Source organism: Mesorhizobium sp. M7A.F.Ca.CA.004.04.2.1 (assembly GCF_004022825.1).
GTDB lineage: Bacteria > Pseudomonadota > Alphaproteobacteria > Rhizobiales > Rhizobiaceae > Mesorhizobium.
Genome location: NZ_RZPH01000089.1, coordinates 1 through 10,753 on the forward strand (window position 1 = coordinate 1; position 10,753 = coordinate 10,753).

At 63.1% G+C, this 10,753-nt stretch carries 14 protein-coding genes; 7 read left to right on the forward strand and 7 right to left on the reverse strand.

Going from position 1 to position 10,753, the window contains the following annotated elements:
* Positions 1-74: 74 nt before the first annotated feature.
* The 6 genes from EN893_RS06530 to EN893_RS06555 form a co-directional block, all read right to left on the reverse strand.
* Entirely contained in the window at positions 75-761 is a 687-nt protein-coding gene (locus EN893_RS06530; RefSeq protein ID WP_164748660.1) for a hemolysin III family protein, read from the reverse strand.
* Between the two features lie 106 nt (positions 762-867).
* Positions 868-1,668, reverse strand: a complete 801-nt coding sequence (locus EN893_RS06535; RefSeq protein WP_013529126.1) for an inositol monophosphatase family protein — start codon at positions 1,666-1,668, stop codon at positions 868-870.
* Positions 1,669-1,753: 85 nt separating this feature from the next.
* A complete protein-coding gene (gene efp / locus EN893_RS06540) occupies positions 1,754-2,320 on the reverse strand; it encodes an elongation factor P (RefSeq protein ID WP_013529127.1) in 567 nt (188 codons plus the stop codon).
* Between the two features lie 173 nt (positions 2,321-2,493).
* The gene (locus EN893_RS06545) at positions 2,494-3,534 is read right to left on the reverse strand and encodes a tetratricopeptide repeat protein (RefSeq protein WP_127270840.1); all 1,041 of its coding nucleotides are present in this window, start codon (positions 3,532-3,534) and stop codon (positions 2,494-2,496) included.
* 1 nt (position 3,535) lies between these two features.
* Positions 3,536-4,183: a thiamine phosphate synthase gene (locus EN893_RS06550; RefSeq protein WP_127272276.1), complete on the reverse strand. Its 648-nt coding sequence runs from the start codon at positions 4,181-4,183 to the stop codon at positions 3,536-3,538.
* Positions 4,184-4,317: 134 nt separating this feature from the next.
* Positions 4,318-5,223 (reverse strand): DMT family transporter, encoded by a 906-nt coding sequence (locus tag EN893_RS06555; protein WP_127268482.1) that lies wholly within the window; start codon positions 5,221-5,223, stop codon positions 4,318-4,320.
* A gap of 134 nt (positions 5,224-5,357) precedes the next feature.
* Between EN893_RS06555 and EN893_RS06560 the strand changes: the two genes are divergently transcribed.
* From EN893_RS06560 to EN893_RS06570, 3 genes are all read left to right on the forward strand, one after another.
* Positions 5,358-5,837 (forward strand): Lrp/AsnC family transcriptional regulator, encoded by a 480-nt coding sequence (locus EN893_RS06560; RefSeq protein ID WP_127268483.1) that lies wholly within the window; start codon positions 5,358-5,360, stop codon positions 5,835-5,837.
* Positions 5,838-5,900: 63 nt separating this feature from the next.
* On the forward strand, positions 5,901-6,629 hold the full coding sequence (locus EN893_RS06565; RefSeq protein ID WP_127268484.1) for a class I SAM-dependent methyltransferase: 729 nt from the start codon (positions 5,901-5,903) through the stop codon (positions 6,627-6,629).
* Between the two features lie 119 nt (positions 6,630-6,748).
* Positions 6,749-7,519, forward strand: coding sequence for a sulfite exporter TauE/SafE family protein (locus EN893_RS06570; RefSeq protein WP_127268485.1), 771 nt, complete (start codon positions 6,749-6,751; stop codon positions 7,517-7,519).
* Positions 7,520-7,551: 32 nt separating this feature from the next.
* Here EN893_RS06570 and EN893_RS06575 read toward each other — a convergent pair whose 3' ends face one another.
* On the reverse strand, positions 7,552-8,103 hold the full coding sequence (locus tag EN893_RS06575) for a DUF2269 family protein (RefSeq protein ID WP_127268486.1): 552 nt from the start codon (positions 8,101-8,103) through the stop codon (positions 7,552-7,554).
* A gap of 326 nt (positions 8,104-8,429) precedes the next feature.
* Here EN893_RS06575 and EN893_RS06580 point away from each other — a divergent pair, with 326 nt between their 5' ends.
* The 4 genes from EN893_RS06580 to EN893_RS06595 all read left to right on the forward strand — a co-directional run bounded on the left by EN893_RS06580 (position 8,430) and on the right by EN893_RS06595 (position 10,704).
* Positions 8,430-8,810, forward strand: coding sequence for a hypothetical protein (locus EN893_RS06580; protein WP_127268487.1), 381 nt, complete (start codon positions 8,430-8,432; stop codon positions 8,808-8,810).
* A gap of 449 nt (positions 8,811-9,259) precedes the next feature.
* On the forward strand, positions 9,260-9,793 hold the full coding sequence (locus EN893_RS06585; protein WP_127268488.1) for a DUF1465 family protein: 534 nt from the start codon (positions 9,260-9,262) through the stop codon (positions 9,791-9,793).
* A gap of 75 nt (positions 9,794-9,868) precedes the next feature.
* On the forward strand, positions 9,869-10,378 hold the full coding sequence (gene ruvC / locus EN893_RS06590) for a crossover junction endodeoxyribonuclease RuvC (protein WP_127268489.1): 510 nt from the start codon (positions 9,869-9,871) through the stop codon (positions 10,376-10,378).
* Positions 10,379-10,434: 56 nt separating this feature from the next.
* Entirely contained in the window at positions 10,435-10,704 is a 270-nt protein-coding gene (locus EN893_RS06595; protein WP_127268490.1) for an AbrB/MazE/SpoVT family DNA-binding domain-containing protein, read from the forward strand.
* The last annotated feature ends 49 nt before the right edge of the window (positions 10,705-10,753 follow it).

Genomic DNA, 10,753 nt, shown 5'->3' on the forward strand with positions numbered 1-10,753 from the left:
CACGTAAACCGCGACTCTAAACGGAATTGTGACCAAATTGAATGGCGCTTGGCAATATTGCCGCGTCGAGAATGTCAGAGGCGATTGATGACCAGACAGTCGACCATGGCGGCCAGATGCAGGCCGGCGCCGGTGACGACGAAACCGTGCCACAGCGCGTTGTGGAAGCGCAGCCCCTTCCAGGCGAAGAAGATGACGCCGCAGGAGTAGACGATGCCGCCTGCGACGATCAGCGCTATCGATGTCGTCGGCAGCGTCTGGACAAGTGGCTTGACCAGGATGATGCCGCTCCAGCCGATGGCGAGATAGAAACCGATCGCCAGCCGGTCGAAACGGCCGGGAAAGAACACCTTGATGGCAATACCCAGCACTGCCGCGGCCCAGACCAGCACGATCATCCAGCGCGCCAGCGGCGAGCCTTCGAGCTGCGCCAGGAAAGGCGTATAGGTCGCGGCGATCAGCAGATAGATCGCGGCGTGGTCGAAACGCCGCAACACCCATTTTGCCGGCGACGACACCGGCCACAGATTGTAGGTCATCGACACCGAGAGCACGGTGAGCAGCGAAACCACGTAGAAGGCGGCGGCGATGTATTCGCCAGGTCCGACACGAAACGCCGCCAGCGCCAGCAGTGCCGACCCTGCCGCGATCGCCAGCACGATGCCGACCGCGTGGACGATACCGTCTGCGATCATCTCGGCACGCGAATAGTGCCAGCGTCCGATGAACGGGATATCGGGGTAGGGTTGGTTGTCTCTCACTAAGCCGGGTTCCTGCACCGCGCCCTTCAATTTGGGCGCATGCCGGGCAGTATTTCAAGCTTCCATTGCGGTTTTGCGACTGCGGCGCATCAGCGCGGCGTGGCTGTCAGCGGGAGGAGAGCGGCTTCTTCACGACCTTCAGCAAAGCGCGCTGGATGATCTCGTTGCCGGCGACGACCGAGCCGTTGTCGAGCATGTCCTGGCCGCCATCCATGTCGGAGACGAAGCCGCCCGCCTCGCGGATCAAAAGCAGCCCGGCGGCGATGTCCCAGGCCGACAGGCCGGTTTCCCAGAAGCCATCCATGCGGCCGGCGGCGACATAGGCGAGATCGAGCGATGCGGAGCCGAGGCGGCGGACGCCGGAAACCTCGGCCATGACATTGCGCAGTTCGACCAGGAAATTGCCGTGGTGGCCGCGGCCGAGATGCGGCATGCCGCAGCCGATCACGGTGTCGACCAGCTTGATGCGGCCGGCGACGCGCAAGCGGCGGTCGTTCATGAAGGCGCCGCCCCCGCGTTCGCAGGTGTAGAGTTCGTCCATCGCCGGATTGTAGATGACGCCGGCGACGATCTGGCCCTGGCGCTCCAGCGCGATCGAAACGGCAAAGAGCGGAATGCCGTGCAGGAAATTGGTGGTGCCGTCGAGCGGGTCGACGATCCAGCGATGCTGGCCGTCGTCGCCTTCAACCACGCCGCGCTCTTCCATCAGGAAGGAATAGCCGGGCCGAGCCTTGGACAATTCGGCAAAGACGATGTCCTCTGCCTTGCGGTCGGCCTGGCTGACATAATCGCCGGGGCCCTTCATCGAGACCTGCAGGTTCTGCACCTCGCCGAAGTCGCGCGACAGCGAGCGGCCGGCCTTCATTGCGGCCTGGACCATGACGTTGAGAAGGGCTGAGCGTGCCATAGTGCTTTTTCCCGGTGCTGCGCTTTAAATTCTGCCTCGATGCATGTCGGTGACCCGGAACCCGGCCACTTCTGGGCGACATGCGTCAGTCGGCGCGGCGCACGTAAGTGATTTCGTTGGTGTCGACGATGATGCGCTCGCCGGCGCCGATGAAGGGCGGCACCAGGACGCGGATGCCGTTCTCCAGGATCGCCGGCTTGTAGGACGATGCCGCCGTCTGACCCTTCACCACCGGGTCGGCCTCGGTGATGGTCAGCGTCACATAGTCGGGCAGCGAAATGCCGATCGGCCGCTCTTCGTAGAGCTGGACCGTCACCATCATGCCGTCCTGCAGGAAGGCGGCGCGATCGCCGACGAAGTCCTTGTTCAATTCGAGCTGCTCGTAGCTCTGGGTGTCCATGAACACCAGTGCGTCTTCCTGCGCGTAAAGGAAGGAAAAATCCTTCAGGTCGAGCCGGATCTGTTCGACGGTCTCGGCCGAGCGGAAGCGCTCGTTGAGCTTGGTGCCGTTGATGAGGTTCTTCAGTTCGACCTGATTGTAGGCGCCGCCCTTGCCGGGCTTGACGGTGTTGGTCCTGACCGCCACCCAAAGCCCGCCATCATGCTCGATGACATAGCCGGGACGGATTTCGTTGCCATTGATCTTGGCCATGATGAGATGATCCGGAATGATGCCAACGGCCACGCCGTCGGTATGGATGTTCGCTGGGAAAGCGATTTCGGGCTCCCAAGACCACAAATCGCCAGAAGAGGCAAGGGAGCGGGCAGGTCGGTGCCAGGCGAGGGGAGCCGAGGTTACACTTGCGATGACCGCGAGAACCGCCGTCAAGGCAGCCGGTTGGCCTTCTGCAGCGCCTGCTTGGTCTGGTCGTCGTCCAGCCCCTGCAGGAAGTCGTCCATCTGTGGGTCGATGAGGCCGGCACGGCGGGCGACGACGTACCAGGCGCCGGCAAGCACAAGGTCCGGATCAGTGCCGATGCCTTGCATATAGAGCTTGGCCAGGCGGTTCTGGGCGGCGACATTGCCGCCCTCCGCCGCCTGCTTCATCCAGCCGAAGGCGGATTTCAGGTCGCGCGCACCGCCGCGGCCTTCGATCATCCAGGCGGCGAGATCGATCTGCGCGGTGTCGTAGTTCTGCCTTGCGGCCTGCGCCAGCAGGCGCCTTGCCTGGGCGTCGTCACGTGGCTTGCCACCGACACCGTTGGCGTAGATCTGCGACATTGCATATTGCGCGTCCGCGAGGCCGGTCGCGGCGGCGCGCTCATAGTAGGAAACCGCCTTGGCCATGCCGGCGTCGCCGGGGTCCTGCTGGACCAGCATCTGCGCGAAATTGAATTGCGCCAGCCGGTTGCCGGCTTCGGCGGCGGCCTGCATCAAGGCGTAGGCCTCTTTTCCATCCTTTTTGACGTAGCGGCCGTCGAGCAGCATCAGCGCATACTGGAACTGCGATTCCGGCACACCCTGTTCGGCGGCCAGCGCGTACCATTTCGCCGCTTGCGCCGAATTGACCGGCACACCGAGCCCCCGCGACAGGATCTCGGCCACCAAGGTCTGCGCCGCCGGATCGCCGTTTTGCGCCCGGACCAATGCCAGATTGTAAGCTGTCTTGTAGAGACCGCGCTGGAAGGCGCCATAGGCCGCGTCGGCGGGTTTTGCGCCGAAGCGGTCGGGATTGACCGTGTCGGCCGACGGCAGCGGCGCGGGCTCGGCCGTGGTAGCGGGCTGCGGCAACGGCTTGTCGATCGGCTTGTCGGTGTGGACGCCGATTTCCGGCTTGGGCTGCGGCAGGGGGATGGTCTCCGCGGCGGCAGCCTGGACCATCAGCACCGCAAGCAGAGCCTGGAGGGGAAGCGTCGCCGAGGACATTTCAGTCCTCGAAGCGCGGCGCGGTCTCGTCGAGCAGCGCGTTGGCGGTGGCGACCGCTGTCCTGGGATCGGTGCCGTCGGCAAACACGGCGCTCGACAGCGCCACGAATTCAGCGCCGGTGGCGCCCACCGCTTCGACCGAGGCGATGTCGGATCCGGCCATGACGATGCAAGGGATCTGGATCATGTCCGCCCACCATGCGCCGAGCGACAGGTTGCGCGGGTGCGGTTCGGGCTTGTTGTCGTAACCGAAGCGGCCGAAGAAGATGTAGTCTGGCCGCGTCTCGCCAAGCTCGAGCGCGTCGTCACGTGTCTTGGCGCCGCCGGTGCCGACCATCATCTTTGCCTGGAAATGCTCGATCGTCTCGGCAAGTTCGGCCTTGGAGACCTCGACATGGATGCCGTCGGCCTGGACGCGGCCGGCTATGCGGGTGTCGCCGGCGATGATGACAGCAACGCCGGCGGCTTGCGCTGCCGGCACGATCTGTTCGGCGAAAGCCTGAAAGGAGGCTTCATCCATGCCGTTCTCGGGCAGGATCAGCGAAGCGACATCGCCGCCATCGAATGCCGCGACAATACGGGCCGCCGGCACGCCGGACGGCGCGATCAGCACGATGCGACAGCGATTGGGGGGCGTTGCTTCATTCATGGTTCTTCGGGTCCCGCGTTTCGCCTATGCCGGGCGAAGATGGTTGGATTGCGGCATAGAGCAAAGTGCCCGCTTTGAACAGGCGGGCAGCCGGGATCGCGATGTTTGACCCGCCGGGCATCCGGCGGGGCGCTTCATTTGATCGGGTGCGGGCTCGCCACGGGCGGTTTGCCCTTCCACAGCGTCCAGCCGAGATTCATGCCGGCGGCGGCGATCAGGATGGCGGTGGCGCCGACGACCTGACTCAGATGCAGCCGATGGCCGAAGGCGACGACATCGACCAGGATGGCGACGACCGGATAGATGAAGGACAGCGATCCCTGCAGATGCGTCGGCAGCTTCTGGATGGCGCCGTACATCAGTATGTACATCAGGCCGGTATGGACGATGCCGAGCGTCGCCAGCATGGTCCAGCTCCAGGCATCGGCCGGAAGCTCTGCAAGATTGGCGAAAGGCGCCAGCATGACGACGCCGACGCAGACCTGGATCAGCGCGATGAGGTGCGGCGGCGTGCCCTTGAGCTTCTTGGTGACGATGGCGGCGACGGCCCAGAAGAAAGCCGCGCCCAACGCCATGACGATGCCGGTGAAATAATCCGTGCCGATATCGCCGGCATCGGGAGCCGACTGCACGATCAGAACCATGCCGGCGAAGGCGATGGCCAGCCAGGTCAGCTTGGTCAGGGTCAGCCGCTCGGCGAAGAAAAGCGCACCGAAGCCGACCAGCATGAAAGGCTGCGTGTTGTAGACAGCGGTGGCGATCGAGATCGACGCGCGCGAGAATGCGCTGAACAGCAGCAGCCAGTTGACGACGATGGCGACGCCGCCGAGCGCGGCGATGCCGATGATGCGCAGCGACAGCCTGTTGCGCAGCAATCCCAGCCCGGCGCAGATGATGAGCAGCGTCAGCGCACCGAAAGCGCAACGCCAGAACACCACATCCATGATCGGCTGGCCGGACAGGACGACGAACCATCCGATCGTTCCCAGGATGGCCATTGCGGCTGACATTTCGACCGTGCCGCGCACCGTTTCGTTCACAACAAACCTCCATATCGGTTGAGCCGCCATAATCTCATGCTGCCGCGAAGCTTTCCATCTGATTGGAAAGGGCGTATGGCCGGTTGGCCTAATTATATTAGGAGAAAACTCCAAACTATCGGGGAAAGAAAAAGATGCTGGACGATCTCGACCGAAATCTCCTTGAAATCCTGGTCAAGGATGCACGGACCTCGCTGAAGGAACTGGCCGCCCAGGTCGGGCTGTCGTCGCCAAGCGTTTCGGAGCGGCTGCGACGGCTCGAGGAGCGCGGCGTCATCCGAGCGTTCACTGTCGAGATCGATCCGCTGGCGCTCGGTTATACCCTGCAGGCGATCGTGCGCATCCGGCCTTTGCCGGGCAAGCTGCACATCGTCCAGAAGCTGATCGAGGAAATTCCCGAATTCGGCGAATGCGACAAGGTGACGGGCGATGACTGTTTCGTCGCCCGGCTGTTCGTGCGCTCGATCGGCGATCTCGACGGGATTCTCGATCGCATCGCCGACAAGGCGGAGACAAGCACCGCCATTATCAAGGCGCAGCCGATCCGGCGGCGGCCGCCGCCGCTTGACGCAACCGCCTCTCGGGATAGGGCAAAGGTCTTGCAGGCCTCCTGATCGAGTTGGGTGGAAAGCCGGCGGCCGGTTGGTTAGTGTGCCGGCCCAAACGAGGCCGGAACCATGGCGCAGAATATATACGACCGTGAGGATTTCTTCGCAGGCTACAGCCAGCTCGGCCGTTCGGTCGAAGGGCTGGAGGGTGCCGCCGAGTGGCCGGCACTGCGCGCCATGCTGCCCGATGTCGGCGGCTTGAGGGTCGTCGATCTCGGCTGCGGCTTCGGCTGGTTCTGCCGCTGGGCCCGCGAGCATGGGGCGGCGCAGGTGCTTGGCCTGGATCTGTCGGAGAAGATGCTTGCCCGGGCAAGGGCCGCCGGCCCCGATGCTGGCATAAGCTATGAGACGGCCGATCTCGATCGGCTCAGCCTGCCGGAAGCCAGCTTCGATCTCGTCTACAGCTCGCTCGCCTTGCACTATGTCGAGGATGTGTCGCGTCTGTTCGGGACCGTGCATCGGGCCCTGGCGCCTGGCGGGCGTTTCGTCTTTTCGACGGAACATCCGATCTTCATGGCGCCGACCAAACCCGGCTGGGTGATCGATAGCGAAGGCCGCAAGACGTGGCCTGTCGACCAATATCTGGTGGCAGGACCGCGCAGCACCGACTGGCTGGCCAAGGGCGTGGTGAAACATCACCGCACGATCGGCACCACCCTCAACGCACTGATCCGGTCCGGCTTCACCATCGGCCATGTCGAGGAATTCCGGCCGACCGATGCGCAAATCGCAGCCAAGCCGGAACTGGCGGAAGAGCTCGAGCGGCCGATGTTCCTGCTGGTCTCGGCTCGGCGCTAGGCACTGGCCGGCGTCGGCCGAGTGTGCCGCCGCCACGCTCATATTTGCTGTCGCTCCGCCGGGCATTCTGGGCTATTCAAGCGTCGACCCGCTTTCCCTCCGGACCAGTCCCCCCTCCCATGTCAGGCCTGCTTCTCGATCCGTGGTTCTATGCGGCTGCCATTCCGGCGGTCTTTCTGGTCGGCCTGTCCAAGGGGGGCTTTGGCGGCGCCGTCGGTTTCGTCGGCGTGCCGCTGATGGCGCTGACCATGCCGCCGGTGCAGGCGGCGGCCATCCTGCTGCCGATCCTGTGCCTGATGGACATCGTCTCGGTATGGACATGGTGGGGCGTTTATAACAGAAAGATGCTGGTCGACATGATGCCGGGCGCCGTCATCGGCATCGGCCTTGGCTGGCTGACGGCGGCACTGGTCACCGAAGAGGCGGTGCGGCTGATCGTCGGCGCCGTCGCCATCATCTTCGTCCTGCGCTGGCTCTATCTGCAGTTCCGCCATGGCGCCGATCACGCTGCCGCGCCCAACCGCGTCGCCGCCGCGGTCTGGGGCACGGTCGCCGGGTTCACCAGCTTCGTAGCCCATGTCGGCGGCCCGCCCTTCCAGGTCTATGCCTTGCCGATCCGGCTCGATCCGAAGGTTCTATCGGGCACCGCCGCGATCTTCTTTGCCGCCACCAATGCGCTGAAGCTGGTGCCCTATTTCGCGCTCGGCCAGTTCGACACCGCCAATCTGACGGCATCGGCGGTGCTGATGCCGCTGGCGCCGCTGTCGACCATTGCCGGGGCCTGGCTGGTGCGGCGGATGCGGCCGGAAACCTTCTATCCCTTCACCTATGCAACCGTCGCGGTCGTTGCACTGAAGCTGCTGTGGGATGGCATCGCAGGTCCGATGTAGAAAGGCGGCTGCGCCGCCGCCCGTCATCAGGGTCAGGCAGCGCTCGGCACGAGACGGCGGTTGCCGCCAAAGGCCAGTGTGGCGCCGATCAAGACGGCCAGCACCATGCCGGCGAGGATACCGATGTCATGCACGGTCGGCTTGAGCACCATGTCGGCAATGATGACCACCATCACCGCATAGTCGAAGCGCGCCGCGCTCATCATACGCTGGCCGATGGCAAGAACCTCTGGTGTGACGCCCTCTTTGGCGATCATTGCGCCCATGCGCTCGCCGGTCGGTTTGAAGATGAACATGCCGATCGAAAAGGTCGTGGCGTAGCCGGCCAGGCCGATGAGGATCCACAGGTCGGAGAAGCCGACCCAGAACCAGCACATGATGAGGCCGAAAATCAGCGTCAGCATCGACATCGGCGCGAAGAACCTGCCGCCCAGCTGACCGCTGGCGCGCATTGCCTGCAGTTTTTCCTCTATGTTGCCCGCCCGCTCGGCAAGCATGCCCAGCAGGAACAGCACGAAGCCGCCTCCGACCCACAGAATGGCGGTAGTGACGTGGAGGAATTTGACGATCGAGTACCAGTCCATGGGTTGCTCCTGCAGTGTTCCGGTCAGGTTGCGGCGGCGCTGATTTGCGCCGGCCGTCAGAGGAGCGGGCGTTTAGCGTGGCGCCTGTTTCGGAACGATGTCGCGAAAAACCCGGATCTGTTTCAGGCAATGAAGAAGCGGCTGAGATAGTGAACGCGCTATCTGATTTCCTGCTAATGTACGAATCGTCGGGAGGGGGTTGGCGCGACATCGTCCGGAAACATCGCCGATGCTAACGCGCTTAACGCCGGGAGCCCGGTGGCGACAACAATCGCCTGACGATCAACCCATTCCCACAACGGGAAAAGGCAATTCGGGGGACAGACATGCAAGGGGTAGCACGGAATTTCTTCACACTGGCCGTCATCTATTCGCTGTGCGGCATGGCGCTCGGCCTGCACATGTCGATCAGCCAGGATCACGGTCAGATGCCGACTCACGCCCACACAATGGTGGCTGGATGGCTGATGTCGGCGGTCTTCGCCTTCTTCTACCATTTGTTCCCTGCCATCGGGCAAAAGACACTCGCCACCGTTCATTTCTGGCTGACCGCAATCAGCGGCATCGGCCTGCTGATCGGCCTCTACTTCCTGCTTGCCGGCAATGCCGCGATCGAACCGCTGGTGGCGGCCTCCTCGATGGGCTTCTACGCAGCCATGCTGCTGTTCGCCTTCATCGCCTTGCCGGCGATCTGGAAGACGGCCTGAGCTGGACCTGGGGTAAGGTGAGGCTGTGCCGGCGATCTGGAGGACAGCCTGAGCTAGCCTAACGCAGGAGATGCTGTCCTGTTACGGCACAGTATGGCGGCGTTCGGTCAAAAAACATCCGCGCCGTTAAGGCTTCATTAAGCTTTACAGGTGTTTACTATGTTCATCCAGTGATCTGGATTCTTACCGAGTGGTTGGAGCCACTTTGTTTGACGCCTCCCTGTTAAACTCCTGAGAGCCGCCTTATCCGCGGCTCTTTTTTTGTCTTCATTTCCCTTTTTGTCCGCGTCTCAGCGGGGCCGCCCAATGGCGGCTCGCCGTTAACCTTCTGTTAAACATGTGCTTGCCTTCGCCGGTGACGAAGCGCATTTTCAAGCTTCAGTCAGATAGGGTTCCGGGTGTATCGGCAGGGAGCCGAATCGGCCGGTTGCAAGTGCAGGGGCGTATCAATGAACGAGCCTTCGAAGGGCAGTGCGAAAACCGTCAAGCTGGCGGAGCGCCGGGTTTTCTCGCAATCCTTCAAGCCGCTTTACCAGGAAGGCATGGGCCTGGTCGAACAGGCCGCCGAATATCTCGACGGCAAGGGCCGGGCCGAGGCAAAGAAACTGTCGCGGCTGGGCGCCACGCTCTATGCGGCCGAATCGATGCGGCTGACCACCAGGCTGATGCAGGTTGCGTCCTGGCTGCTTTTGCAGCGCGCCGCCAATTCCGGCGAGATGACCCGCGACCAGGTCGCGTCGGAAAAGTCCAAGGTGCGTCTCGACACCGCTTCCGCCCATGACGAAGCCGCCGGCTGGGCCGAGTTGCCCGAGGATTTCCTCGATCTCGTCACCCGCTCGCTGCGCCTGCAAGCACTGGTGCGCCGCATGGACGAGGAGATCTATGGCTCGAGCGCCTTGGTCGACATGCAACCGATGGCTCGCCGCCTCAATCCGGTTTCCGACCAGATCAGCCTGCTCAACACGGCTTTCGCTCGGGGTTAGACCTCGGTCCGTCTTCTGTTTCCGGTTTGTTCACATTTCGCTGGCATCGCTGTGGGCCGGAGGTAAACTCGGCAAATGGCGGAAGCGATTCGCATCATCGGTATCGATCCTGGGCTTCGGCGCACCGGCTGGGGCATCGTCGAAAGCCTCGGCAATTCGCTGCGCTTCATTGCTTCCGGCACTGTGAAGTCCGACGACAAGGCGGCGCTGGCAACGCGGCTGTGCCAGCTGCATGACGGGCTCGCCGAAATCCTGCACAGCGCGATGCCGCACGAGGCGGCGGTCGAACAGACCTTCGTCAACAAGGACGCGGTGGCAACGCTGAAGCTCGGCCAGGCGCGTGGCATCGCCATGCTGGTGCCGGCGCGTGCGGGGCTTGTCGTTGCAGAATATGCGCCCAACGCGGTGAAGAAGGCGGTGATCGGCGTCGGCCATGGCGACAAGAAGCAGATCCACATGATGGTGAAGGTGCTGTTGCCGAAAGCCGTCTTCGATACCGAACATGCCGCTGATGCGCTCGCCATCGCCATCTGCCACGCGCATCACCGGCAGAGCGTGGCCTACAGGATGGCGCTGGCCGGCTAGCTATGTTCTTGACTTGTTCACGCTGCAGGGATAAGTAATACCGCAGAGGTATTACCATGCGCGTGACCACCAAGGGGCAAGTCACAATCCCCAAGCCGATAAGGGACCGTCTGGGCATCGCCCCGGGCTCCGAGGTGGAGTTCGTGGCCACCGACGAGGGTGTTCGGCTGGTTGCCGTCAACGAGAACCTCTCCCAGGAAGAGAAATTGCGCAGGTTCAGCGATGTCCTCGACCAGATGGAGGGGACGTTGGATCTGGGAGGCATGACCACCGATCAGTACATGGAGTGGTTGAGGGGGCCGCGTGAAGATCTCGACGTTGATTGACACAAATGTCCTGATCGATGTTTGGGGTCCAGCCGGACCGATGAAAGGA